This window comes from Cupriavidus sp. UME77 (assembly GCF_014170355.1).
Classification (GTDB): domain Bacteria; phylum Pseudomonadota; class Gammaproteobacteria; order Burkholderiales; family Burkholderiaceae; genus Cupriavidus; species Cupriavidus basilensis.
Genome location: NZ_LZZU01000049.1, coordinates 1 through 23,833 on the forward strand (window position 1 = coordinate 1; position 23,833 = coordinate 23,833).

24 protein-coding genes and 4 tRNA genes are annotated in these 23,833 nt (G+C 63.5%); 8 read left to right on the forward strand and 20 right to left on the reverse strand.

Annotated features, from left to right (window positions below):
* The 4 genes from A9975_RS19725 to A9975_RS19740 all read left to right on the forward strand — a co-directional run.
* Positions 1-385, forward strand: a 385-nt coding sequence (locus tag A9975_RS19725; protein WP_255503316.1) for an energy transducer TonB, incomplete at its 5' end; no start/stop codon positions are given.
* A 29-nt stretch (positions 386-414) separates the two neighbouring features.
* Positions 415-1,152, forward strand: a complete 738-nt coding sequence (locus A9975_RS19730; RefSeq protein WP_174425106.1) for a MotA/TolQ/ExbB proton channel family protein — start codon at positions 415-417, stop codon at positions 1,150-1,152.
* 29 nt (positions 1,153-1,181) lie between these two features.
* Positions 1,182-1,595, forward strand: a complete 414-nt coding sequence (locus tag A9975_RS19735; RefSeq protein ID WP_174425105.1) for a biopolymer transporter ExbD — start codon at positions 1,182-1,184, stop codon at positions 1,593-1,595.
* Positions 1,596-1,812: 217 nt separating this feature from the next.
* Positions 1,813-2,145: a hemin uptake protein HemP gene (locus tag A9975_RS19740; RefSeq protein WP_150983188.1), complete on the forward strand. Its 333-nt coding sequence runs from the start codon at positions 1,813-1,815 to the stop codon at positions 2,143-2,145.
* 245 nt (positions 2,146-2,390) lie between these two features.
* On the opposite strand, the gene A9975_RS19745 is transcribed toward A9975_RS19740, so the two are convergent.
* From A9975_RS19745 to A9975_RS19755, 3 genes are all read right to left on the reverse strand, one after another.
* Positions 2,391-2,798, reverse strand: coding sequence for a heme-binding protein (locus A9975_RS19745; protein WP_006158644.1), 408 nt, complete (start codon positions 2,796-2,798; stop codon positions 2,391-2,393).
* Between the two features lie 196 nt (positions 2,799-2,994).
* A complete protein-coding gene (locus A9975_RS19750; protein ID WP_183034240.1) occupies positions 2,995-3,261 on the reverse strand; it encodes a hypothetical protein in 267 nt (88 codons plus the stop codon).
* 282 nt (positions 3,262-3,543) lie between these two features.
* Entirely contained in the window at positions 3,544-3,870 is a 327-nt protein-coding gene (locus A9975_RS19755) for a hypothetical protein (RefSeq protein ID WP_043347826.1), read from the reverse strand.
* Positions 3,871-4,078: 208 nt separating this feature from the next.
* Here A9975_RS19755 and A9975_RS19760 point away from each other — a divergent pair.
* A tRNA-Leu gene (locus tag A9975_RS19760) sits at positions 4,079-4,165 on the forward strand.
* 48 nt (positions 4,166-4,213) lie between these two features.
* Here A9975_RS19760 and A9975_RS19765 read toward each other — a convergent pair.
* The gene (locus tag A9975_RS19765) at positions 4,214-5,317 is read right to left on the reverse strand and encodes a YeiH family protein (RefSeq protein ID WP_255503317.1); all 1,104 of its coding nucleotides are present in this window, start codon (positions 5,315-5,317) and stop codon (positions 4,214-4,216) included.
* 124 nt (positions 5,318-5,441) lie between these two features.
* Between A9975_RS19765 and A9975_RS19770 the strand changes: the two genes are divergently transcribed.
* Entirely contained in the window at positions 5,442-6,347 is a 906-nt protein-coding gene (locus tag A9975_RS19770) for a LysR family transcriptional regulator (RefSeq protein WP_183034242.1), read from the forward strand.
* Positions 6,348-6,374: 27 nt separating this feature from the next.
* Here the strand turns inward: A9975_RS19770 and ybaL are convergent, their stop codons facing one another.
* The 7 genes from ybaL to uvrC form a co-directional block, all read right to left on the reverse strand.
* Entirely contained in the window at positions 6,375-7,613 is a 1,239-nt protein-coding gene (ybaL, locus tag A9975_RS19775) for a YbaL family putative K(+) efflux transporter (RefSeq protein ID WP_183034243.1), read from the reverse strand.
* A gap of 385 nt (positions 7,614-7,998) precedes the next feature.
* Positions 7,999-9,543, reverse strand: a complete 1,545-nt coding sequence (locus tag A9975_RS19780; protein ID WP_183034245.1) for a methyl-accepting chemotaxis protein — start codon at positions 9,541-9,543, stop codon at positions 7,999-8,001.
* A gap of 438 nt (positions 9,544-9,981) precedes the next feature.
* Positions 9,982-10,055 (reverse strand) — tRNA-Cys (locus tag A9975_RS19785).
* Between the two features lie 104 nt (positions 10,056-10,159).
* Positions 10,160-10,235: transfer RNA gene (locus A9975_RS19790), tRNA-Gly, on the reverse strand.
* Positions 10,236-10,314: 79 nt separating this feature from the next.
* Positions 10,315-10,390, reverse strand: a tRNA-Gly gene (locus A9975_RS19795).
* Between the two features lie 167 nt (positions 10,391-10,557).
* A complete protein-coding gene (pgsA, locus tag A9975_RS19800) occupies positions 10,558-11,160 on the reverse strand; it encodes a CDP-diacylglycerol--glycerol-3-phosphate 3-phosphatidyltransferase (protein WP_150983177.1) in 603 nt (200 codons plus the stop codon).
* 103 nt (positions 11,161-11,263) lie between these two features.
* Positions 11,264-13,399 carry an excinuclease ABC subunit UvrC gene (gene uvrC, locus A9975_RS19805; RefSeq protein ID WP_255503318.1) on the reverse strand — a complete coding sequence of 712 codons (2,136 nt, stop codon included), beginning with the start codon at positions 13,397-13,399 and terminating at the stop codon, positions 11,264-11,266.
* 116 nt (positions 13,400-13,515) lie between these two features.
* On the opposite strand from uvrC, the gene earP reads away from it, so the two are divergent.
* Positions 13,516-14,718 (forward strand): elongation factor P maturation arginine rhamnosyltransferase EarP, encoded by a 1,203-nt coding sequence (gene earP / locus A9975_RS19810; RefSeq protein WP_183034247.1) that lies wholly within the window; start codon positions 13,516-13,518, stop codon positions 14,716-14,718.
* A gap of 126 nt (positions 14,719-14,844) precedes the next feature.
* Complete coding sequence (gene efp, locus A9975_RS19815; protein ID WP_043347839.1) at positions 14,845-15,405, forward strand: elongation factor P; 561 nt, start codon at positions 14,845-14,847, stop codon at positions 15,403-15,405.
* A 110-nt stretch (positions 15,406-15,515) separates the two neighbouring features.
* On the opposite strand, the gene nagZ is transcribed toward efp, so the two are convergent.
* The 9 genes from nagZ to lepA form a co-directional block, all read right to left on the reverse strand.
* Complete coding sequence (nagZ, locus tag A9975_RS19820; protein WP_183034249.1) at positions 15,516-16,565, reverse strand: beta-N-acetylhexosaminidase; 1,050 nt, start codon at positions 16,563-16,565, stop codon at positions 15,516-15,518.
* Entirely contained in the window at positions 16,562-17,005 is a 444-nt protein-coding gene (gene acpS, locus A9975_RS19825) for a holo-ACP synthase (protein ID WP_150983172.1), read from the reverse strand. The genes nagZ and acpS overlap by 4 nt, the downstream gene beginning before the upstream one ends.
* The gene (gene pdxJ / locus A9975_RS19830) at positions 17,002-17,784 is read right to left on the reverse strand and encodes a pyridoxine 5'-phosphate synthase (protein WP_183034251.1); all 783 of its coding nucleotides are present in this window, start codon (positions 17,782-17,784) and stop codon (positions 17,002-17,004) included. The genes acpS and pdxJ overlap by 4 nt, the downstream gene beginning before the upstream one ends.
* A gap of 29 nt (positions 17,785-17,813) precedes the next feature.
* Positions 17,814-18,692, reverse strand: coding sequence for a DNA repair protein RecO (gene recO, locus A9975_RS19835; RefSeq protein ID WP_183034253.1), 879 nt, complete (start codon positions 18,690-18,692; stop codon positions 17,814-17,816).
* Positions 18,685-19,620 carry a GTPase Era gene (era, locus tag A9975_RS19840; protein WP_174425095.1) on the reverse strand — a complete coding sequence of 312 codons (936 nt, stop codon included), beginning with the start codon at positions 19,618-19,620 and terminating at the stop codon, positions 18,685-18,687. Before era ends, recO begins: the two co-directional genes overlap by 8 nt.
* Positions 19,617-20,387, reverse strand: a complete 771-nt coding sequence (gene rnc, locus A9975_RS19845; RefSeq protein WP_020205117.1) for a ribonuclease III — start codon at positions 20,385-20,387, stop codon at positions 19,617-19,619. The genes era and rnc overlap by 4 nt, the downstream gene beginning before the upstream one ends.
* A 1-nt stretch (position 20,388) precedes the next feature.
* Positions 20,389-20,865: a DUF4845 domain-containing protein gene (locus A9975_RS19850; RefSeq protein ID WP_370565032.1), complete on the reverse strand. Its 477-nt coding sequence runs from the start codon at positions 20,863-20,865 to the stop codon at positions 20,389-20,391.
* A 51-nt stretch (positions 20,866-20,916) separates the two neighbouring features.
* Entirely contained in the window at positions 20,917-21,816 is a 900-nt protein-coding gene (gene lepB, locus A9975_RS19855; RefSeq protein WP_150983165.1) for a signal peptidase I, read from the reverse strand.
* A gap of 87 nt (positions 21,817-21,903) precedes the next feature.
* Positions 21,904-23,697, reverse strand: coding sequence for a translation elongation factor 4 (gene lepA, locus A9975_RS19860; protein WP_150983163.1), 1,794 nt, complete (start codon positions 23,695-23,697; stop codon positions 21,904-21,906).
* Positions 23,698-23,833: the final 136 nt, after the last annotated feature.

Genomic DNA, 23,833 nt, shown 5'->3' on the forward strand with positions numbered 1-23,833 from the left:
GCACTGGATCTCGCCAATGCCGACCGCGCGTGGCGCTGCCGACACAGGAGCGGCCGGCTCGGGTGCCCCCGCCCCCGAGCCGGCCGCTCCTGTGTCGGCAGCGCCACGCGCGGTCGGCATTGGCGAGATCCAGTGCAGCCCGCCGCAACCCACCTATCCGTCGCAATCGCGCCGCATGGGTGAAACTGGCAAGGCCGTGGTGCGTCTGACTACAGACGATACCGGCAAGGTGGTCAAGACCGCGGTCGTGACCTCGAGCGGATCCTCCAGGCTGGACCAAGCCGCCGAGGAGGCGGTGCGACGCATGCGCTGCAAGCCCTATCTGGACAACGGTCGTGCCGTGGCGGTTACCGCCCAGCAGCCGATCGGGTTCGAACTCAACTGATTTCAATACCGACCTCACCAGGAACCAACATGCAGGACCTCGGACTTTCTCACCTCTGGACGCAAGGCGATTTCGTCATGCGTGCCACCGCCATCATTCTGCTCATCATGTCGCTGGCCTCGTGGATCGTGATTCTCACGAAGGCGTGGGATCTCTTCCGGCTGAAGAAGATGGCCCATGGCGCTGAAAAGCAGTTCTGGCACTCCGACGATTTCGACCATGCCCTCGAAACCCTTGGCAGCAGCGAAGCCAACCCGTTCCGCGCGCTCGCCATGACCGGCAAGGAAGCCGCGCAGCACCATCGCGCCAGCCAGCCGCAGCTGCACGACGTGATGGACATCTCGGACTGGATCACCCGCTCGCTCAAGAGCGCCATCGACGAGGCCGTTGCACGCATGCAATCGGGCCTGGCCGTGCTGGCGTCCGTCGGCTCCACCGCGCCATTCGTTGGCCTGTTCGGCACCGTGTGGGGCATCTATCACGCGCTGATCAACATCGGCGCCTCCGGCGTCCCTACCATCGACAAGGTGGCAGGCCCGGTCGGCGAGGCACTGATCATGACCGCCTTCGGCCTGGCCGTTGCGATCCCCGCCGTGCTGGGCTACAACGCGCTGACCCGCGGCAACAAGGGCGTGATCTCGAAACTCAACCGCTTCGCCCACGACCTGCACGCCTACTTCGTCACCGGCGCCCGTGTGCGCCCGACCAGCGCCAGCGCGCGTGCCACCGATGACAACGGTGTGCGCCTCGCAGTCAAGAATCAGTAAGGCCGCAGCAAGGCAACAAGGAAGTCATCATGGCATTCGGCACCCTCGACTCGGACGATGACGAAGTAATGAGCGAAATCAACATGACGCCGCTGGTCGACGTCATGCTGGTGCTGCTGATCATCTTCATCATCACCATTCCCGTGATCAACCACACGGTCAAGATCGACCTTCCGCGTGCAACCAACACGCCCAACGATCCCAAGCCGCAGAACATCAACCTGTCGATCGACGCCAGCGGCAAGGTCTTCTGGAACCAGGCTGAAGTGGACGAGCCCACGCTCGAAGCCAACATAGCCCAGGCCGCGCAGCAGCAACCACAGCCTGAGCTACATCTGCGGGCCGATCGCGACGTGCGCTATGAGCGTGTGGCGGAAGTCATGGCAGCCGCGCAGCACGGCGGGCTGGGCAAGATCGGGTTCATCACGGAACCCAAGCATTAGTGTTGTTCGTGCCGCGCTCTTTGGGCCGGCAACGTGGCATCGACAAAAAGGGCACTCCATGGGGTGCCCTTTTTGTTTGCGCTGACCCGTCCGACACGATTAAAAATCCCTATTGTAATGATAACAATTCTCATTTAAGATTGAGCCAACTTGAACCCGGTCGTGACCGCTCGCAGTCCCGCGTAGCCGCCACGGACCACCGGACCGGAGCCCGCCCATGAGCACCCTGACCCTGCCGCTGTCGCAACCGCACGAAGTCACCCGTCGCCGCCTTTCTCTGCGCCGGGTCGAAGTCAATCCCAACAAGGCTGCGCAGGCGCGGCGCGAGAGCCCCGCCAGCGCGGCGATCGAATCAATGAAATCTGCTGTAGCTGCCCTGCCCGCCCGGCTCGAAGCGCTGGTGCGCGACAGCCTGCCCGCTGCGCCCGCAGGGGATGCGGTGCCCCTGGATTCGCTGATGCGTGGCGCCAACCTGCTGCCGATCCTGCATAACGGCGAGGTCTACACGCTGCGCATCACGCGCTATGGCAAGCTGATCCTGACGAAGTGACCGTGCCCAGGCGCGCACGCGCCAGCCCAAGCCATGCCGTGGGAAACCATCGTGGCAACCATGTAACGCTGTACGGGATTTCGATGCAAGAAGGGCTACCGGAACTGGCAGCCCGATGCCAAAGCCGTCGACAGGCATCAGCATCAGGGAGCACAAGCGATTTGCTCCGCAGTCGGCAGGAGGTGCTGGGCAGTGAGTCACGCTCACTGCCCTGCACCACGGCCGCCTCCGTTTGCAGGCGAGTATCAGACGCCCAGGGCGGCAATGCCCGCACGCGCGATCTGCGCGTCTTCGGTCGACTTCACGCCCGACACGCCAACTGCACCCACGACCTGGTCATTGACCACGATAGGCACACCACCTTCCAGCATGCCTTGCAGCACCGGCGCGGTCATGAAAGAGTGACGGCCGTTGTTGATCATGTCTTCGTAAACCTTGGACTCGCGACGACCCAGCGACGACGTGCGCGCCTTTTCGGTGGCGATGTAGCTCGAAATCGGTGCAGCGCCGTCCAGGCGTTGCAATGCCAGCAGGTGACCACCGTCGTCCACGATGGCAATTGAAACCGCCCATTGGTGATTCTTGGCTTCCAGCTCGGCTGCGGCCAGTACCTTCTTCACATCATCTGCCGTCAGCACGGTTTTTTGCTGCATACCACTCTCCTCGAAGATCATTTCAGTGAGCCGGAAGTATAGCGCCACGTCCCTTGGCATGACCATGCCGCTGCCGTCCTGGCACCTGCCCGCAAAAAGCAAAAGACCCGCTCGAGGCGGGTCTTTCGATGATTCACGGCGTTGCTGGATGCGGACGGCCGAAGCCCTCAGGGCCGCAGGCTAATGTCCGGCAAACTCAGGCTCCGTCGCTGAACTGGTCGCGGCGATCACCAACCTTGGCGCCGTCTGTGAACGGATCCACTTTGCGTGCGCCGTCGGTGTACGGGTCAACCTTGCCAATCTTGGCGCCATCGGTGTAGGGATCAACCTTGCCGATCTTGGCGCCATCGGTGTAAGGGTCTGCCTTGGCGATACCGGCTGCGAAGGCGGAGGCGGAGAGTGCGGAGAGGGCGGAGAGGGCGGTCAGGGCTGCAATCGCCACCAGGCTGTTTTTGATCTTCATGGGCGGATCCTCTTGGGAATTAGGTCGTGCTGGAGGGGCGCTGGATGATGAAGCATTGCGGAATCTTGTCATCACGGCGTCACAGCAGCAGTATAGGTGGAAACCCTAATAAAGATATGAGAGCCGGTTTGACCTGTCTCTTCAAATTTTTTGACCCCACTGATGACTATGGAACCTTGTCTGGATTGCCGCCTACAGTGTGACTCCCAAGGCCTCGCCTGCAAAACGAAAGGGCCCCGCGGGGCCCTTTTTTCCGGCCTGCGCAAGGCAGGTCGTTCATGCTTATCGCCAGTGGCGTCCATGTCCCGGACCGTAGTAGCCCCGCCCATAATAGCCGCGGCCGTAGTAACGCGGGCCGTAATAGCCCGGTCCCGGACCGTAGTAGACCGGAGCCGGCCGCACGATGACGGGCGGCGGTCCATAGTAGACAGGGGCAGGCGCCATGACCACGGGCGGCGCGGCAATATAGGCTGGCGGCGGATAGTACGCCGGGCCGCCGACCACGACACCAGGCACCCCAATCGCCACGCCAACGCTCACATGGGCCATTGCCGCACCGGATGCCAGCGCCCCAAGCAAAGCGAGTCCTGCGAGCCACCAACGTTTCATGATCCTTGCCTCTTGCAATGCGTTATTCGATAAGAGGTATTGTAGGTTCCTGGCAAATTGCAGGTGAAACCGAGAACGTTACATTGTTACCAGGAGTAACAACCGGCACATAAACACGTTGCCGCCACCCGGCTGGCTGCCCACGGTGCAAATCCCGCGCGGAGCTTGCATCACCGCGTCCAACCGACCACAATATCGGGCTTGCCGTGCGGCCGTGGAGAAATTGGTAGACTCAGCAGACTTAAAATCTGCCGCCTTTACGGGCTTACGGGTTCGACCCCCGTCGGCCGCACCAGCATCCACCCTCCCAGCATCCGCGCTCCCCTGCCCCGGCTTTGCGCGCTCAGGCCACCGCCGCGCACAACAACGCGCCACCGCACACCAGGAACACAAACAGCAGGCCTGCCAGCACCAGGGGCTTGCGCCCGGCGCGCAGCAGGGTGCTGATGCGGGTGTGCAAGCCAATTGCCAGCATCGCGCAGGCAAGCAGCCAGTTATCGAAGGCCAGCAGGGCAGGTTTCCAGTCCTGGGGCACAAGGCCAGCCGAATGCACGGCCATCACCGCCACAAAACCCACTGCAAACCACGGGATTGCCTTCAGGATGGCACCCCACGGACGCCCGCCTGCCGCCTTCTCGCCGTTACCTTCTTCCTCGAGCCCGATGCCAGCCTTCGGCCACAGCGCCAGCACCAGCAACAGCGGGCCCAGCGCCAGCACGCGCACCATCTTGGTCACCACGGCGGCATCCGCGGTGGCATCGCTGACCATCTTGCCCGAGGCGATGACCTGTGCCACTTCGTGCAGCGTGGCGCCTGTGTAGATGCCAAATGTGCGCTCGCTGATGGCAAGGTGCCAGTGCTGCGTGGCCAGCTCGAACAGATAGGGATACAGCAGCATGCCAGCCGTGCCGAACAGCACCACCGTGGCCACGGCCACGGCCGTCTGGCGGTCGTCGGTGCGCACCACCGAAGCCACCGCGATGGCCGCCGCGGCGCCGCATACGGCGCTGCCCGCGCTGACGAGGATGGCTTCCCGGCGGCTTAGTCCCAGCAGCGAAGAACCGATCCAGATCCCCAGCAGCATGGTCGAGACCAGCATGGCCAGCGGCACGAGCACGCCTGCCAGGCCCAGGTCGGCGATAGCACCGAAGGTGAGGCGCAGGCCATACAACGCCACGCCGAGGCGCAGCAGTTGCTGGCGCGCCAGCTGCATGCCCGGCGCAAGCGGGGTGAGCCAGCGTTGCGGCAGCGTATTGCCCGCCACCATGCCGGCGAACATGGCCAGCGTCAGCGCGCTCATGCCGAGGTGCGAGACCGCCGGGTTGGCCGAGAACACCATGGCCAGCCAGGCGATGAAACCCAGCGGCACCAGCGTCAAGACCCGGGTCGGCCACGAAGGAGCATCGGTGCCGAGATTGGCAACTGCGGACGATTGAATGGAAGACATGGCGGGGGTCCTGCCCGTAACGCCGGAGGGCTTCGGGGCGCATATTGAATATGTCCGAAGCGTACTTAGCAGGAAGAAATCTGTAAAACAGGTAATATCGCTATACATTACCTGTCTTTCAGATATGACTCATCGCCCGCTCCGCCTGACCCTGCGCCAGCTCTCCGTCTTCGTCGCGGTGGCGCAGCACGGCAGTACCGTGGCTGCAGCCGATGCGCTGGCCATGTCGCAATCCGCGGTCAGCGCCGCGCTGGCGGATCTGGAGGCCACGCTAGGCGGCGCCCTCTTTGACCGGGTCGCGCGTCGCCTGAGCATCAATGAGACCGGCCGGCTGTTTTTCCCGCGCGCGCTGTCGCTGCTGGACCAGGCGCAGGAACTCGAGCGCTTCACCGTGCAACCCGGGGTGCAACTGCGCATTGCCGCCAGCAACACCATCGGCAGCTATATCCTGCCGGGCCTGCTCGCAGGTTTTCGACATGCACAGAGCGGGCCCTGTGCGCTCGACATGCGCATCGGCAATACGCGCGAGGTCCTGCAAGCGTTGCTGCATTTCGAGGCGGATATCGGACTGATCGAGGGCACTTGCCACGAGCGCGACCTGCGCAGCGCCCACTGGCGGGACGATGTGATGGTGGTGGTGGTCAGCCCGTCACACCCGCTGGCAAGCGACCCAGGCAATCTGGCCGCCTTGCGCGACGCCGACTGGGTCGTGCGCGAACCCGGCTCGGGCACGCGCGAGATCATCGAACAACGGCTGGCACCACTGCTAGGCGAACTGCGCTTCGCGCTGGAACTGGGCAACTCCGAAGCGATCAAGCGTGCCGTGATGAGCGGCTATGGAGTGAGTTGCCTGTCGCTGCAGGTGGTGGAAGACGAATTGCAGCGCGGCACACTGGTGGCGCTGCGCGATGGCCTGCCCGACGTGGTGAGGCCACTGCACCTCGTGGTTCACCAGGACAAGTACCCTACGCAGGGCCTGTTGGCCTTTACGGAGTATCTTCGCCGCGATGCCGCAGCGGCCAGCCAGTGAGCAGCGCAGGGCGCTGCATGCCCGCACTCATGCGGGTTGGGGATCCGCTTCGCCTGCATGCTTCGCGGTATAGCGATCGAGCAGGTGGAAGAGCAACGGGTTCAGCACGATGGACAGCAGCGCGCCAGCCAGGATCAGGGCGTGGCCCCGCTCAGGCAGGATCTTCAGATAAACGCCGAGACCCGCGAGGATGAAGGAAAACTCGCCGATCTGGGCCAGGCTGACCGCGATGGTCATGCCGGTACGGGTGGAATGCCCGAACACCCGAACGATGCAAAGCGCAGCGAGCGATTTGCCCACCACGATGATGAACAGCGTGGCCAGCACGCCCCAGGGATCGTTGATCAGCACCATCGGGTTGAACAGCATGCCGACCGAAACAAAGAACAGCACGGCGAACGCATCACGCAGGGGCAGCGACTCCTCCGCCGCGCGGTGACTGAACTCCGACTCCGCCAGCACCATGCCGGCAAAGAATGCACCGAGCGCAAACGACACGCCGAACAGCGAGTACGCGCCAAAGGCCACGCCGAGCGCCGTTGCCAACACCGCCAGACGGAACAGTTCCCGGCTCCCGGTCCAGACGATGCGCTCCAGCATCCAGGGAATAAAGCGACGGCCGATCACCAGCATCACGGCGACGAAGGCGGCCACCTTGCCCAGGGTAGCGAATACGGCGAACACGATGTCGCCCGAGTCTGGTGCGGGCGCGCCTGACGCCGTGCCATCTGCGGATGGCGTGAGCAGGCCTGCCAGCGCCGGCAGCAGCACCAGCGTCAGCACCATGGCCAGGTCCTCCACGATCAGCCAGCCCACCGCGATCCGCCCCTGCGGCGACTCCACCAGTTCGCGCTCCTGCAGTGCCTTGAGCAACACCACGGTGCTCGCCACCGAAAGTGCCAGCCCGAAGACCAGGCCTGGCCCCCATTCCCAGCCAAAGCCCCAGGCCGCGCCCATCCCGAGCAAGGTTGCAATGGCGATCTGTACCACCGCCCCCGGAATGGCGATCGTTTTCACCGCCATCAGGTCTTTGAGCGAGAAATGCAAGCCAACCCCGAACATCAGCAGAATCACGCCAAGCTCCGCCAGTTCCGGGGCCAGCGCCTGGTCCGCGGTGTAGCCCGGCGTATACGGGCCGACCACGATGCCCGCGCACAAGTATCCGATCAGCGGCGGGAGCTTTAGCCGGTTGGCCAGCGCACCCAATATGAACGCCAGGACGAGACCGCCGACGATGGTGCTGATGAGCGGGGTAGCGTGATGCATGCGTTCTGGGTTCCTCGTGCTTGGCCATGGTGGCGGTGACTGGACAACCCGCCCGCCCCCAGGGACCGTAAGGCGGGGACCACAAAGCGACCTCTGGGCCGCGCTGCGGCGTTGAATGCCGGACACAGGCCGAGAGGTACCGCACTGATTGAGGGAAAACGGGAACAGGAGTTTTACGGCAGCCTGGAGGCGAAAAGCGCAGCATGAGTCCAAGCGGACGACGATGGCACGCTGTTCAGGTCGGATATCCCCTGAACGCCCCGTGAAGACTACAACGTGGAATGTAACACGATCACCACAATGGCAAAGCGCGGAATCGGGGCAGGATGTGCCCCCATCCCCGCAGAAGTGCGCCGCCGCCCTGCCATCCCGCCGCCCTGAAGCCCTAGCGCCCGGCCAGCTGGAACGTCGCCACGGTTTCGCGCAGCTTGTCGGCCTGCTCTTCCAGCGATTGCGCAGCCGCTGCCGCCTGCTCAACCAAAGCCGCGTTCTGCTGTGTGACCTGGTCCATCTGCCCGACGGCCTGGTTGATCTGCTCGATCCCGCTGCTCTGCTCGCTCGACGCCGCGGCAATCTCCCCGATGATGTCGGAGACGCGCCGCACGGCCTGGCGAATCTCGCTCATGGTCTTGCCCGCACCTTCGGCCTGCGTCGAGCCCTGGCGGACCGTGTCCACCGAGGTGTCGATCAAATCCTTGATTTCCTTCGCGGCGCTGGACGAACGCTGGGCCAGGCTGCGTACCTCACCAGCCACGACCGCAAAGCCGCGACCCTGCTCGCCGGCGCGTGCCGCCTCGACCGCCGCATTGAGCGCGAGGATATTGGTCTGGAAGGCGATACCTTCGATCAAGGTCGTGATCTCCGCGATACGAGTGGAACTGGTGCTGATTGCACCCATGGTTTCCACCATCTGCTGCACGGCCGTGCTGCCCTGCTCCGCCACCTCGGCGGCATTGTCCGCCAGGCCGCTGGCCTGGCGTGCATTGTCGGCATTCTGGCGTACGGTCGCGGTCAACTCTTCCATGCTGGCGGCAGACTGCTCCAGCGATGCCGCCTGCTGCTCGGTACGCGTGGACAGATCTACGTTGCCCGCCGCAATCTGGTGGGCGGCCGTGCTGACCGAGTCGGTCGACGAGCGGACTTCACGCAGTGCCGACGCCACGCGCTCGATCAACTGGTTGAAGGCAATCGCCGTGCGCCCGATCTCATCCTCATGGCCCACCAAAGCGCGGCGATCGAGGTCGAGCGACTCGCTCACATAGCGCAGGGTCTGCTCAATCTCGGCCAGGCTGCTGTGAATGCGGCGGTAGAGCGAATAGCCGAGCGTACCGGTGACCAGAAAGCCGCAGGCAATGATCGCCGAGAAGACTGTCAAGGCCAGTCCGTAAGCCTTGCCGTTGGTCGCCACCACTTGCTCGCCCAGACCCGCGTTGTACGCCACGTGCTTGTTGATGGCGGTGTGCAGCGCCGAGACCGCGACAAAGAGCGAGCCCCCCATCAGCATGCCACGTGCACCTTCATCGTCGTTGGCGGCGAAGCGCTCCAGGAAGCGCTCCCGCTCCGCGCGATATTGCCTCGCCGCGGCGCGGTCCGCCTCCAGCATCTGGCGGTCGGTCTCATCGGAAATATCGCTGCGCTCATAGGTTGCGACCGTGCTGTCGAAGATCTCGTCCGCCTTCGCCAAACTCTTCATGGCGTCCGAGCGGCTGCCTGCATTCGGCGACAAGGCATAGCGGTAGAGCGACACGCGCATGGTGCTGACGGTATCGCGCAGCTCGCTCAGCATGCGAACGCTGGTGAGCGTGTTGTCATTGAAGTAGGTAAAACGCTCCTGCGACTCGCGGAGCTGCCAGAGGCCACCGACTCCGACGGCAAGCAGGGCAAGCAGGGCCAGCGACAAGGTGGCTAAGAGACGTTGAGTGATGTTCATGACGCAATGTCGGCGCGCGCGAGAGCGGCGCCGATTCTCCATAGAGGTGGACGATGAAATGACGCCCGTGGGCAACGGGAACGGGGTCAGGCAGTCTGTTTTGGAAGCGCGCTTGCAACACTCTCGGAATCCGGCGAGCCGTCTTTTGGACGACCCTCATCCGCCTTTACGGCAGCCGCCGGAATAGCTGAAGCAGAATTGTGAAATAAAACAAAAATAAGCGAAGATATTAGGACTTGTCCTAAAAATCGAAGAGGATGAACGACAAAAAAGAGCTGCGGTGCGCGATCGGGCGGAAAACTTGAGGGGGAAAGAGAGGGGAAAGAGAGGGGAGAGAGGGGGAAAGTTGAAATTGTCGGTGCGGATGGCGCCGATGATCGGATCGCCAGAAAGCAAAAAGCGCCACCGGTTAGGGTAGCGCTCTGTGCTTGACTATTTTGGAGGCGGGGGTCGGAATCGAACCGGCGTACACGGCTTTGCAGGCCGCTGCATGACCACTCTGCCACCCCGCCGGGTGACGGCTGCTGGATTGTAGCCGCATTCGCCAGACCCTGCCGGGCCGCGCTTGCGCACTACCATCACAAACAAAAAGGGAAGCGGTGCTTCCCTTTGGGATTGGAGCGGGAGACGAGGCTCGAACTCGCGACCTCAACCTTGGCAAGGTTGCGCTCTACCAACTGAGCTACTCCCGCATTTACCACTTTGACTACTCTGCGTGCCAACCTGGAACCACAAAACAAACACTGTGCACTTCCAGATTTAACCGAAACCTGGAGCGGGAGACGAGGCTCGAACTCGCGACCTCAACCTTGGCAAGGTTGCGCTCTACCAACTGAGCTACTCCCGCAGGATCCTGCTAACTTCTTACTTAAAACACAGCTTCTGTGCCAATACCGCTCACATCTCGCTACATTCTTGCTGCTTTTCGCTTCGTTCGGTTTGTTTCGTCAGAAGCGAGAACAGGATTATTGCAAATCAGCGGCGTGGTCGTCAAGCATATTTTTCATCGAACCATCACTTTTGTGCGGTGGCCTCGCCACTCAGGCCGCTGCGCTCGCGAATCTGCGGCCACGCCAGCTTCATGTAATAGAACATCGACCACAGCGTCAGCACTGCCGCCACGTAGATCAGCCATGCGCCGAGCACGGAAGCATCGACGATGCCGAGCAGGCTATCGTTGAAGAGCAGCAGAGGGATCGCGATCATCTGGAAGGTGGTCTTGAGCTTGCCGAGGAAATTCACCGCGACGCTCTTCGACGCCCCGATCTGCGCCATCCACTCACGCAGCGCGGAGATGGTGATCTCCCGGCCAATGATCACCAGCGCGATCAGGTCGGCCACCCGGCCCAGCGCCAGCAGCGACAGCAGCGCGGCCGCCACCATCAGCTTGTCGGCGACCGGATCGAGGAAAGCGCCAAAGGAAGACGTCTGGTTCCAGCGCCTTGCCAGGAAACCGTCCAGCCAGTCGGTGACCGCGGCCACGATGAAGAAACCGGCTGCCGTCATGTTCTTGGCATGCATGGGCAGCCATGCTTCAGGCAGGTAGTACACGCCCACCACGAGGGGAATCATGGCAACACGGAGCCAGGTCAGCAGGATCGGTATATTCAGCGGCATGGGGGCTCGGAACGAAACGACGGCAATGGGCAACGCCGAGATTGTCGCCTATTTCAACGATGGCCGAGCATTTCCTGCCACATGGGCGTCCGATTTGGCCGGATCAATGTAGCTGCCGATAGATTTCCTCGGCCAGCGCATGCGATATACCATCGACGCTGGCCAGTTCGTCGATGCTGGCCGCGACCACCCCACGCAGGCCGCCAAAGCGCGTGAGCAGCTTCTGCCGGCGGCGCGCGCCGACGCCCTCGATCTCCTCCAGCCGCGAGGTGTTGCGCACCTTGGCGCGGCGCGCGCGCATGCCGGTAATGGCAAAGCGGTGCGCCTCGTCACGAATCTGCGCCACCAGCATCAGCGCCGCACTGCCCTGCCCCAGCTCCAGCGAAGGACGGCCATCGGCGAAGATCAGCGTCTCCAGCCCGACCTTGCGGCCCTCGCCCTTGGCCACGCCGACCAACAGCCCGATATCGAGGCCAAGCTCCTCGAACACCTGGCGCGCAACCTCCACCTGACCCTTGCCGCCATCGATCAGCACCACGTTCGGCACCAGCGCCAGCGCACCGGATGCCCCCGCCTCGCTGCCTTGCTCGCCACCCTCGGGGGCGGGCTCCTGCGCCTGCTCCATCATCTCCACCAGCTTCTGGTAGCGGCGGGTCAGCACCTGACGCATGGCGGCGTAGTCGTCGCCGGGCGTGATGTCCTGGATGTTGTAGCGGCGGTACTCGGCGTTCTGCATCTCGTGATGGTGGAAGACCACGCAAGACGCTTGCGTGGCCTCGCCAGCGGTGTGACTGATGTCGAAGCATTCGACCCGCAACAAAGCGAGGTCTTCCATGTCGATGCCGATCGTCTCGGCCAGCGCCCGCGTACGGGCCTGCTGGCTGCCTTGCTCAGCCAGGCGGCGCGACAGCGCCAGCTCGGCGCCCTTCTGCGCCATCTCGAGCCAGGACCGGCGCTGCCCCTGCGGCTGGCGCACCAGCGTGACCTTGCGCCCCGCCTGCATCGACAACGCTTCCAACAGGGCCTTGTCTGGCGGCAGATGGCTCACCACGAGGATCGGCGGCACGGCCTGATCCAGATAGTGCTGCGCCATGAAGGCGGACAACACCTCGGCGGCGATGCGCTCGACCGGTATGCCGGCCGGGCCGCCGGGCGCAGCCGCGCCCTCACCGCCTGCCTCGCCTGGCTCGATCACCGCGCCGGCACCGACATCCTCGTCCTGGTGCCCGACAATCATCGCGCCTTCCTCGACGTGCGCGGGGAAGTAAGCCTTGTCGCCAAGATGGCGGCCGCCGCGCACCATCGCCAGGTTGACGCACGCACGGCCACCCTCCACCGCTACCGCAAGCACGTCGATGTCGCTGGACTGCCCGACCTCCTCCACGGCCTGCCGCTTGAGCACGGTGGACAGCGCGCCGATCTGGTCGCGCACCGCTGCCGCCTGCTCGAACTCCAGCCGCCCGGCGTGCTCTTCCATCTTCGCCTGCAGGCCTTCGAGCACCTCGTTCTGACGGCCTTGCAGGAAGCGCGCCGCGTTGCTGACATCGCGCGTGTAATCCGCCTCGCTGATGGCACCTACGCAAGGCCCGGTGCAGCGGTGGATCTGGTGCAGCAGGCAAGGCCGCGTGCGATTGGTAAAGACGGTGTCCTCGCAGGTACGCAACTGGAACACGCGCTGCAGGATCTGCATGCTCTCCCGCACAGCGCCCGCGCTGGGGAACGGCCCGAAATACTGATGCTTGCGGTCGGTGGCGCCGCGGTAATAGGCCATGCGCGGGAAGCGATGGCTGGTCAGCTTGACGAACGGATACGACTTGTCGTCGCGGAACAGGATGTTGTAGCGCGGCGCCAGCGCCTTGATCAGGTTGTTCTCCAGCAGCAGCGCCTCGGCCTCGGTGCGCACCACCGTGGTATCGATGCGCACGATCTTGGCCACCATCATGGCAATGCGCGGCGACAGGAGCGTCTTGTTGAAGTAGCTGGAGACGCGCTTTTTCAGGTCGCGCGCCTTGCCCACGTAAAGGACATTGCCCTGGGCATCGAAGTAGCGGTAGACCCCGGGCAAGCCGGGCAATTGCGCAATCACGGCCTTGGCGTCGAACGGCGCGTCTGGCACAGGTTCGCCAGGTGCCGCGCAAGGGGCCGCCAAGGACGACTTGGTCGGCTGCTCGGGCCGCCCATCCGGCTGGGCGGCGGCGGATGCGCCCTGATCGTGGGTTTCAGGTTCCTGCTGGGACATCGGTAGCGAATTGACCGTGGGTGGGTTGGCTGGTGGCGCGCATGCCCGGCAGGGCCACGGCGCAACAAGCTCTAAAATCGCAAGTTTAGAGCAAATCCTTGCGGAGTCCCGCCACCATGCCCACTCAGCCCGAACGCGCCATCCGCTCCTGGGACATCTTCTGCACCGTCATCGACAACTATGGCGATATCGGCGTCTGCTGGCGGCTGGCACGCCAGCTGGCCCAGGAACACGGCCACGCCGTGCGCCTGTGGGTGGACGACCTGGCCAGCTTCGCGCGCCTTGCGCCAGGCCTCAACTTCGCCGCCCCAGAGCAAGTGCTTGCCGGCGTGACGATTCGCCCGTGGCGCCGCGCGGACCAGGAAAACGCCCAGGAGAGCGCCGCGCGCTTTGCGGGGGTCACGCCTCACGATGCGGTGATCGAATCCTTCGCCTGCGACCTGCCCGCCACATTCCTGGCCGCCATGGCTGCATGCGAGCCCAAGCCGGCCTGGATCAATCTCGAATACATGAGCGCCGAGCCCTGGGTCAGGGAACACCACGGCATGGCCTCGCCCCATCCGCGCCTGCCACTGGTCAAGTACTTCTTCTTCCCCGGCTTCGAGCCCGGCACGGGCGGCCTGCTGCGCGAAGCCATGCTCGGCATGCAACGCGAGCACCTGCGCACCAGCCCCGCGGCCCAGGCGGCGCTCTGGCATCGCCTTGGCTTCCAGCCCATCGACGGCGCCCTGAAAGTCAGCCTGTTCGCATATGCCAACGCTGCGTTGCCGGCGCTGCTCGCGCAATGGCGGGATGGCCCGGACCCGGTCCAGTGCCTGGTCCCGGCCGGCCTGGCGGCGCAGCAGGCAAGCGAATGGTTCGGGGCGGCCGATTGCGTGCCCGGCAGCGCCTTCGAGCGCGGCAACCTGACCGTGCAGGTGGTGCCCTTTGTGCGCCAGGAGCACTACGATGAACTGCTCTGGCTCTGTGACCTGAACTTCGTGCGTGGCGAGGATTCATTCGTGCGCGCGCAGTGGGCTGGCCGGCCCTTTGTCTGGCATATCTACCCGCAATCCGACGCCGCACACATGGTCAAGCTCGATGCTTTCCTGGCTTTGTTCCGGCATCGGCTGGAACAAAGCGGCCAGATTGAGGTTGCCAATGCACTTTCCACTTTCTGGCACAGCTGGAATAAGGATGGTGAATCACCTGATTGGTCGCGCCTGCGCGCCCATCTGCCCATGCTGGGTGCCGCCACCGAGCAGTGGCAGCGCAGCCTGCAGCACCTTGGCGACCTGGCCGCAAATCTCGTGGCCTTCTGCGAAAATCGGGTAAAATAATGGGTTATTTTGATGGTGACCAGGCCGGAAGACGGAAACGCCCCGCGCAAGCTTGCGCGCAGTGTGTCGGCAGAGCGCCTTCGCCATACCGAATTCCGAGACATTCTTTTTCAGGAAATAGTTCAGATGAAAACCGCACAAGAACTCCGCGTCGGCAACGTATTCATGATCGGTACCGACCCGATGGTCGTGCAGAAGGCTGAGTACAACAAGTCGGGCCGCAACTCCGCCGTGGTCAAGATGAAGTACAAGAACCTGCTGACGGAAGCCCCGGGTGAGTCCGTCTTCAAGGCTGACGACAAGTTTGAAGTCGTGATGCTGGAACGCCGCGAATGCACTTACTCGTACTTCGCCGACCCGATGTACGTGTTCATGGATACCGACTTCAACCAATACGAAGTCGAGCAGGACAGCATGGGTGACTCGCTGAACTACCTCGAAGACGGCATGACCGTCGAAGTGGTGTTCTACAACGACAAGGCCATCTCGGTGGATATGCCGACCACGCTGGTCCGCGAGATCACCTACACCGAGCCGGCAGTCAAGGGCGACACCTCGTCGGGCAAGGTGCTCAAGGGCGCCAAGATCAACACCGGCTTCGAGCTGCAAGTGCCGCTGTTCTGCAGCATCGGCGACAAGATCGAAATCGACACCCGTACCGGCGAATACCGCAGCCGCGCAAACTAAGCGCAGCTGATTCGCCGCCATCCGCAGCGCGGGTGGCGCAACGGAAAAAGGGCAGCTTCGGCTGCCCTTTTCCTTTCCCTGCTGCTTGCCGGCCTTCGGCCAATGCAGCGTCAGGCAATCAAGCTGTGGCGCTTGAGCACGCGCATGGCGGCGGCGTATTCCGCCTCTTGCATCAGCTTGTTCCAGTCCAGCGGCTTGCGGCGCCCGAACAGGCGGCGGATACGGCGTTGCGAGGTCTTGCCGATACGTACATCGAGCTCATCCAGCAACTGGTCGGCCCGCTCCGGATGGTTACAGATCAGCACCATGTCGCATCCGGCGCCCAAGGCAGCACGCGCGGCCTCGGTCACCGTGCCTGCCACGCTGGCCCCTTCCATGCTAAGGTCATCGCTGAAGATCACGCCCTCGAAGCCCAACTGGGTACGCAGCACGTCCTGCAGCCAGTAGCGCGAGAAGCCGGCCGGGTGCGGGTCGACCTTGGGGTAGATCACGTGCGCCGGCATTACCGATGACAGCGTCATCCCCATCCACTCGTAAGGACGCGCGTCCTGCGAGAGGATCTCGTCAAGTCCGCGCTCGTCCACCGGTACGGCCACATGCGAATCCGCGGCCACAAAGCCGTGCCCCGGGAAATGCTTGCCGCAATTGGCCATGCCGGCAAGCAGCAGGCCGTGGGTCAGGTGGTTGGCAAGCATGGTCACCACACGCGGGTCAGCGTGGAAGGCTCGGTCGCCGATCACGGCGCTGAGCCCGTAGTCCAGGTCGAGCACAGGGGTGAAGCTCAGGTCGATATCGCAGGCGCGCAATTCGGCCGCCAGCACGTAGCCGCAGGCCACGGCCGCCTTGGTTGCCGCCAGCACGTCCTGCTCCCACAACGCGCCAAGCCGGGCCATGGCAGGCAGGTGCGTGAAGCCATCGGTCTTGGCGCGCTGCACCCGGCCACCCTCGTGATCGATGCAGATCAGCACATCGTCGCGCACGGTGCGGATCTCATGCGTCAGTGCCTGCAGCTGCGCGCGCGATTCGAAGTTGCGCGCGAACAGGATCACGCCGCCGGTCAGCGGGTGAGCGATGCGGCGCACATCGTCCGCATCGAGTTGCTTGCCTTTGACATCGAGTACAACCGGACCCGGCCGTTTACCGGGAATCTTCTTGATCATTTGGATTCTTCACTAGGCTGGGAGGCAAGCGGCGGGCTGACGCCAGCGCCGCCCGGCTCGGCAATCGCAAAAGCGACCGCATAATCATGTTCGTCGCTGACACTGACCCGCACCACGAGGCCGCGCTCCCGCAGCCAGGCGTCGAGCTCGCCGTGGCAATGCGGATACGGCTCGCCGGAGGGCAGGTTCAGCAGCTCCATCGCGCGCCAGGTCATTGGCCAGCGCATGCCCAGGCCGATCGCCTTGGAGAAGGCCTCCTTGGCGGCGAAACGCGTGGCCAGGAAAGCGAGCCCGCGTTTTTCCGAGCGCGCCTTGCGGGCGTGGTACTTCTGGAGTTCCTGCGGACCAAGCACCTTCTCGGCAAACCGGCCGCGCGTGCGCTCCATCACGCCCTGCACGCGATCGATCTGGATGATGTCGGTGCCGATGCCGTAGATCACGCTGCGGCGTCCGGGCGCGGATAGGTGGTGCCCAGCCGCGCGGCGACCATGATGGCCTTCATCTCGCGCACGGCGTTCTGCCAGCCGACAAAGACCGCATGCGCGACGATGGCGTGGCCGATATTCAGTTCCTTGATGCCATGCAGCGCGGCCACCGGCTGCACATTGGTGTAGTGCAGGCCGTGGCCGGCGTTAACCACCAGGCCAAGCCGCACGCCGGCATCGACGCCTTCGGCGACGCGGCGCAGCTCGGTAGCCTGCTCCTCGGCCGAATGCGCATCGGCATAGCGCCCGGTGTGCAGTTCCACCACCGGCGCGCCGCAAGCGGCAGCGGCTTCGATCTGCTCGACCTGCGCATCGATGAACAGCGAGACGCGAATGCCCGCGTCGGCCAGTTGGCGGCAGGCGGCCTTGACCTGCTCGAAGCGCCCGGCTACGTCCAGGCCGCCTTCGGTGGTGACTTCCTCGCGCCGCTCGGGCACCAGGCAGACATCCTGCGGACGGATCCCGCAGGCGATGTCGAGCATTTCCTGGGTGATCGCGCACTCCAGGTTCATGCGCGTGGCCAGCAGCGGGCGCAGCGCGCGCACGTCGGCGTCGCGGATATGGCGGCGGTCTTCGCGCAGGTGCAGCGTGATCAGGTCGGCGCCGGCCTGCTCGGCCTGCAGCGCTGCCTGGATCGGATCGGGATAGACCGTGCCGCGCGCATTGCGCAACGTGGCCACGTGGTCGATATTGACGCCAAGGTCGATGACGCCGGGATGCGCGTGGAAGATCATGCGGTGGGCTCTAGAGGCTCGGAAATGAATCAGAGATAGTGCAGGTCGATCAAAATCTGGCGCGTCTTCAGCGGCGCGCCTTGCAGATAATAATGCAGCAGGAAGCGCATCAGGGCGCGACTTTGCGTGACAGTTTGTGTACGGCTATAGTCGTCCTGCGACATGTCGAGCAGCGTCTGGCCGGAAACCACCGGCCAGGATGATGGATCGCTGGCCTGAGCGCGACGCACGCCCCGCTCGGGCTGGTAGACGTAGTCCAGCCCCGGCTCGACCGTCTCGCCGGAATTGGCGCACTCATCGAAAGCCACCGCAAAGCCGGTTTCCTGCAGCAGCACACGTTCAAAGCCGCGCAGCACCAGTCCGGCCGGCTCGCCGTGCGAGAGCTGGGTCAGCGTGGCCATGTACTGGCGAAACAGGGTAACGTGGGCGTCTTCGCGGGCGCAAAAGCGCAGCAGCAATTCGTTGAGATAAAAACCCGAGAGCAAGGCGTCGCTTGCCAGCGGCAGCATGCCGCCAACCCACTCCGCGCGCGTCAGCGTCTTGACCTCGCCGCGGCCGCTCCATGACAGCGAGATCGGCTGGAAATGCTGGAGTACCGGGCGCAGCGCCGAATGCGGCCGCTTGGCCCCTTTGGCCACCATGGCGACGCGCCCGTGGTCACGCGTGAACACGTCGAGGATCAGGCTGGTTTCGCGGTAAGGCCAGGCATGCAGCACGAAGCCGGGCTGGTTGGCGACGCGCAGCTCGGTGCGCGCCGGCACAATGCGCAACGCGCGATCCATCATCGCGCGTTGCTCCGCCACGGCCATGCCAGGCACGGCATGGCTGCCCAGCAGTTCGGCGGCTTCTTCCACCACCGGGTCAATGCGGCGGGCCTTCAGGGCAGGCCCGCCCGCTCTATCACTCATAGCCGTAGGCGCGCAATCCAGCTTCGTTGTCGGCCCAGCCGCTCTTGACCTTGATGAACATCTCCAGGTAGACCTTGCCGTCGAACAGCTTCTCCATGTCGATGCGGGCCTCCGTGGAAATGGTCTTGAGCTTGGCGCCCTTGTTGCCAATGATCATGGCCTTGTGCCCGTCGCGCTCGACCAGGATGGTGGCAAAGATGCGCCGCAGCCGGCCTTCGGTCTCGAATTTCTCGATGATGACCGTGCTGGTGTAGGGCAACTCGTCACCGGTCCAGCGGAACACCTTCTCGCGGATGATCTCCGAGGCCATGAAGCGCTCGCTGCGATCGGTCATGGAGTCGGCGTCGTACATCGGCTCGCCTTCCGGCAGGTAAGGCCGGATGATGGCGAGCAGGCGTTCGATGTGATCGTGCGTCTTGGCCGACATCGGCACCACTTCCGCGAACTGGAACTGATGCCCCATCTTTTCCAGGAAGGGCATCATTACCTCTGCGCGGTCCGCGCCAAGGCGATCCAGCTTGTTGGTGACCAGCAGCACCGGCACCTTCTTGGGCAGCAGCGACAACACCTTCTCGTCATCGGCGCCGTAGTAGCCGGCCTCGACCACGAACAGCACCAGGTCCACCGACGACAGGGTCGAGGTGACGGCACGGTTCAGCGAGCGGTTCAGCGCGCTGGCATGGCGGGTCTGGAAACCCGGCGTATCGACGAAGACGAACTGGGCGTCCTCGGTGGTCTGGATGCCAACGATGCGGTGGCGCGTGGTCTGCGCTTTGCGGGAGGTGATGCTGACCTTCTGGCCAACCAGCGCGTTCATCAGCGTGGACTTGCCGACGTTGGGACGCCCGACAATAGCCACGGTGCCGCAACGAAAGGCTGCGCTTGGGGTACCCGCGGCGTCTTGCTGCGGATTGGTAGATTCGGTCATTCCTTCAACCTGAGAGACAACTGGGGATCGGGTGGCACCGGCTGCTTGCGCGTCTTGCCGGTGCGCTCGGCCCGGCTGCGCTTGAGCAACTGGGGCACGAGCTTTTGCACCTCGTCGAGCGCCAGCTTGGCGGCGGCTTGCTCGGCGGCACGGCGCGACGCGCCGGTACCGAACACCCGCACTTCCAGTTTAGGCACGGTGCACTCGACTTCAAACTGCTGATTATGCGCGGCGCCATGGGTGGCGATCACGTTATATTGCGGCAGGGCTATCTTGTGGCCTTGCAGGTACTCCTGCAACAGCGTCTTGGCATCCTTGCCCAGCGTGCGCGGATCCACCTGCTCGAGGATGGGGATGTAGAGCTTGCGGATCAGTGTGCGCGCACCTTCGAAGCCGGCATCGAGGAATACGGCGCCGACGATGGCTTCCAGCGCATCGGCAAGAATCGAAGGGCGGCGGAAACCGCCGCTCTTCAGTTCGCCCTCGCCCAGGCGCAGCGCCTCGGACAACTGCAGCATCTGGGCAATTTCATACAGCGCCTGCTGCTTGACCAGGTTGGCGCGCACGCGGGAGAGATCGCCTTCGTCGAGCTTGCTGAACATGCCGTACAGCATATCGGCCACGGCGCAGTTCAGCACCGAATCGCCCAGGAATTCCAGGCGCTCATTGTGCAAGGCACTGTGGCTGCGGTGCGTCAGCGCCTGCTGCAGCAATTCTGGCTTGCTGAAGCGGTAGCCGAGGCGTTGCTGCAAGGCATCGAGGTTCATGTCAGTACTGCGTTCCCGAATAGGTAATCATAAGGCTCAGAGGGCCGTATAACGGCACCTCGTTACGGTAGGAAAAACCCACCGAGCGGATCGTGCCATTGTCGTCCTCGTGAATGTCCAGATCGTCGCTGCGCACAGCGGTGATACGGTCAATCTGTGCCTGCTTGGCGAAATAATCGGCCACTTCGCGTTTGTTGGATGCCTGTTGCTTGGCATAACTGATGGCGCGCTTGACCGAAAAGTACTCCAGCAAGCTTGGGATCGCCCTGACCGCCGGGATCACGATGCCTCCGACGATCAAGATGACGATCAGCAAGCTGCCAAGGGAAAATCCGCGCACCTTGTACCGCCCCGCCAGACGCGCCCTCCCCCTCCTTGAACCAACCTCCCGACGCGATTGATCCGTTTGTTCTGCTTGTTCTGCCAGTGCCGTTTGACCGGCCTGACGCTTCTGACCATTCTGACCCTGTTGACCCATGTTGCGCTTTCCCTCGCTTGACTGGAGTGATTTATTCGCGCCGCGGAAGGCTTACTTGAACGCCCCCACGCGTCCGATATTGCCGAGGTTCATCCAGATCAGGAATGCCCGGCCGACAATATTCTGATCGGGCACGAAGCCCCAATAACGTGAATCCAGGCTGTTGTCGCGGTTGTCGCCCATCACAAAATAGTGACCTTGCGGCACCTTGCAGGTCAGCCCTTGCTGATTGTAAGTGCAGTTTTCGCGGAACGGAAAATCGGGGTCCGCGCCGGAGACAAACGGTGGCCGGTCGGTGTCGTTGAGAATACCGTGCTCCGGGCCGTCGGGCAGCTTCTCGCGGAAGTGCTTCGAGTACGAAAGCCGTTCTTCATCCAGGTAATCGGGCAGCGGGCTGTAATCGGCGGCCTTGCCGTTGATGGTCAGGCGTTTGTTCTGGTAGCTCACCACATCGCCCGGCACACCGATCACACGCTTGATGTAGTCGAGGGACTGATCCTTCGGGTAGCGGAACACCATCACGTCGCCGCGCTTCGGGTCGCCGACCGAGAGGATCTTCTTGTTCACCACCGGCAGCCTGATGCCGTAGTCGTACTTGTTGACCAGGATGAAGTCGCCGATCAGCAGCGTCGGGATCATCGAGCCGGACGGGATCTTGAACGGCTCGACCACGAAGGAGCGCAGCACGAACACGGCCAGTATCACCGGGAAGAAGCTTGCGGAATACTCCAGCCACCAAGGCTGGCGCAGCTTTTCCTCGGCGAGGCGGCTACGCGACGTGTCGATCTCGCCGACGCCGTAGCGTCCCTGGAGATCAGCTTTGCGCGCATCGAACTCGGCCAGCGCGGACTGGGCGGAAAGCCGCCGCTGCTTCTCGAACACCAGTTTGTCGGCCACCCAGGCAATGCCCGTAATAACCACAAGCACAAAAAGGATCAGTGCAAAATTCATGTCGGCTAGATCGTCGTGTTGTTTTGATAGAGTCCGCGTCAACCACTGCCAGGAGCCTGCCGGCAGTGCCGGCGCGGCCCAGCCGGCTTACTTGTCGCCCACCTGCAGGATCGCGAGGAAGGCCTCCTGGGGAATCTCGACCGAACCCACTTGCTTCATGCGCTTCTTGCCTGCCTTTTGCTTCTCCAGCAGCTTCTTCTTGCGCGAGATATCGCCGCCGTAGCACTTGGCAAGCACGTTCTTGCGCAGCGCCTTAACGTTCTCGCGCGCGATGATGTTGACGCCGATGGTGGCCTGGATGGCTACGTCGTACATCTGGCGCGGGATGATCTCGCGCATCTTGGACACGACTTCGCGGCCACGGTACTGCGAGTTGGAGCGGTGCACGATCACGGACAAGGCATCGACCTTGTCGCCGTTGATCAGGATGTCCACCTTGACCACGTCGGCGGCGCGGTACTCCTTGAACTCGTAGTCCATCGAGGCGTAGCCGCGCGACACGGACTTCAGCCGGTCGAAGAAGTCCATGACGATTTCCGCCATTGGAATCTCATAGGTAAGCTGCACCTGCTTGCCGTGATAGCTCATGTTGATCTGCGTGCCGCGCTTCTGCGTGCACAGCGTGATCACCGAGCCGACATAGGCCTGCGGCATGTACAGGTTGACCGTGACAATGGGCTCGAGGATGTTCTCGATGCGGCTCGGGTCCGGCATCTTGGCCGGGTTCTCCACGATCAGCTTGGTCTTGTCGCGCATGTCGACCTCGTACACCACCGTCGGCGCGGTGGTGATGAGGTCCATGTCGAATTCGCGCTCCAGGCGCTCCTGCACGATCTCCATGTGCAGCAAGCCCAGGAAGCCGCAGCGGAAGCCGAAGCCAAGCGCCTGCGACACCTCTGGCTCGTACTGCAGCGATGCGTCGTTGAGCTTGAGCTTTTCCAGCGATTCGCGCAGCGCTTCGTACTGGTTGGCTTCCACCGGGTACAGGCCGGCGAACACCTGCGGCTTGACTTCCTTGAAACCAGGCAGCGGCTCCGCCGCCTTGCGTGCCATGGTGGTGATGGTGTCACCCACCTTGGCGGCCTTCAATTCCTTGATGCCGGCGATCACGAAGCCCACCTGCCCTGCCTGCAGCGATTCGCGCGGCAGCGACTTTGGCGAGAATACGCCGACCTGCTCGACCAGGTGCTGCGAGCCCGTGGCCATCAGCAGGACCTTGTCCTTGGGCTTGAGGGTGCCGTTGACCACGCGCACCAGCATCACCACACCCACGTAGTTATCGAACCACGAGTCGATGATCAGGGCCTGCAGCGGGGCCGCGGGGTCGCCCTTGGGCGGCGGCACGCGGGCGATCATCGCCTCGATGACGTCCTGCACGCCGAGGCCGGTCTTGGCCGAGCAAGGCGTGGCGTCATGCGCATCGATGCCGATCACTTCCTCGATCTCGCGGATCGCGTTTTCGGGATCGGCCGACGGCAGGTCGATCTTGTTCAATACCGGCACCACTTCCACGCCGAGCTCGATGGCGGTGTAGCAGTTGGCGACGGTCTGCGCTTCCACGCCCTGCGATGCATCGACCACCAGCAGCGCGCCTTCGCAGGCGGACAACGAGCGGCTCACTTCATAGCTGAAGTCGACGTGTCCCGGGGTGTCGATGAGGTTGAGGTTGTAGATCTTGCCGTCACGCGCCTTGTAACTCAGCGCGGCGGTCTGCGCCTTGATGGTGATGCCGCGCTCCTTCTCGATGTCCATCGAGTCAAGCACCTGCGCTTCCATCTCGCGATCGGACAGGCCTCCGCAGAGTTGGATGATGCGGTCGGCCAGGGTCGATTTACCGTGGTCGATGTGGGCGATGATCGAGAAATTGCGGATATGGTCCATCTGATACTCAGGGGTGCGCCGTTTCAGGCCACGAAGTGCCCGCGTGGGCACGCCGGGCGGCGCAGCAATTATGAACGGCCTGGAACTGGCGCCCTGCGGGGCGCACGCCGATCCCGGCCGCAGGTTGGTGACGCAG

Bases quoted from the DNA above. Each gene is read 5' to 3' on its own strand.
- rnc (WP_020205117.1), bottom strand. From the start codon at position 20,387: ATGAACCTCGATGCCTTGCAGCAACGCCTCGGCTACCGCTTCAGCAAG.
- efp (WP_043347839.1), top strand. From the start codon at position 14,845: ATGAAAACCGCACAAGAACTCCGCGTCGGCAACGTATTCATGATCGGT.
- A9975_RS19730 (WP_174425106.1), top strand. From the start codon at position 415: ATGCAGGACCTCGGACTTTCTCACCTCTGGACGCAAGGCGATTTCGTC.
- recO (WP_183034253.1), bottom strand. From the start codon at position 18,692: ATGAGTGATAGAGCGGGCGGGCCTGCCCTGAAGGCCCGCCGCATTGAC.
- lepA (WP_150983163.1), bottom strand. From the start codon at position 23,697: ATGGACCATATCCGCAATTTCTCGATCATCGCCCACATCGACCACGGT.
- A9975_RS19735 (WP_174425105.1), top strand. From the start codon at position 1,182: ATGGCATTCGGCACCCTCGACTCGGACGATGACGAAGTAATGAGCGAA.
- A9975_RS19755 (WP_043347826.1), bottom strand. From the start codon at position 3,870: ATGAAACGTTGGTGGCTCGCAGGACTCGCTTTGCTTGGGGCGCTGGCA.
- pgsA (WP_150983177.1), bottom strand. From the start codon at position 11,160: ATGCCGCTGAATATACCGATCCTGCTGACCTGGCTCCGTGTTGCCATG.
- pdxJ (WP_183034251.1), bottom strand. From the start codon at position 17,784: ATGATCTTCCACGCGCATCCCGGCGTCATCGACCTTGGCGTCAATATC.
- A9975_RS19740 (WP_150983188.1), top strand. From the start codon at position 1,813: ATGAGCACCCTGACCCTGCCGCTGTCGCAACCGCACGAAGTCACCCGT.
- ybaL (WP_183034243.1), bottom strand. From the start codon at position 7,613: ATGCATCACGCTACCCCGCTCATCAGCACCATCGTCGGCGGTCTCGTC.
- A9975_RS19780 (WP_183034245.1), bottom strand. From the start codon at position 9,543: ATGAACATCACTCAACGTCTCTTAGCCACCTTGTCGCTGGCCCTGCTT.
- A9975_RS19765 (WP_255503317.1), bottom strand. From the start codon at position 5,317: ATGTCTTCCATTCAATCGTCCGCAGTTGCCAATCTCGGCACCGATGCT.
- A9975_RS19745 (WP_006158644.1), bottom strand. From the start codon at position 2,798: ATGCAGCAAAAAACCGTGCTGACGGCAGATGATGTGAAGAAGGTACTG.
- era (WP_174425095.1), bottom strand. From the start codon at position 19,620: ATGACCGAATCTACCAATCCGCAGCAAGACGCCGCGGGTACCCCAAGC.
- nagZ (WP_183034249.1), bottom strand. From the start codon at position 16,565: ATGATCAAGAAGATTCCCGGTAAACGGCCGGGTCCGGTTGTACTCGAT.
- lepB (WP_150983165.1), bottom strand. From the start codon at position 21,816: ATGAATTTTGCACTGATCCTTTTTGTGCTTGTGGTTATTACGGGCATT.
- earP (WP_183034247.1), top strand. From the start codon at position 13,516: ATGCCCACTCAGCCCGAACGCGCCATCCGCTCCTGGGACATCTTCTGC.
- uvrC (WP_255503318.1), bottom strand. From the start codon at position 13,399: ATGTCCCAGCAGGAACCTGAAACCCACGATCAGGGCGCATCCGCCGCC.
- A9975_RS19850 (WP_370565032.1), bottom strand. From the start codon at position 20,865: ATGGGTCAACAGGGTCAGAATGGTCAGAAGCGTCAGGCCGGTCAAACG.
- A9975_RS19750 (WP_183034240.1), bottom strand. From the start codon at position 3,261: ATGAAGATCAAAAACAGCCTGGTGGCGATTGCAGCCCTGACCGCCCTC.
- A9975_RS19770 (WP_183034242.1), top strand. From the start codon at position 5,442: ATGACTCATCGCCCGCTCCGCCTGACCCTGCGCCAGCTCTCCGTCTTC.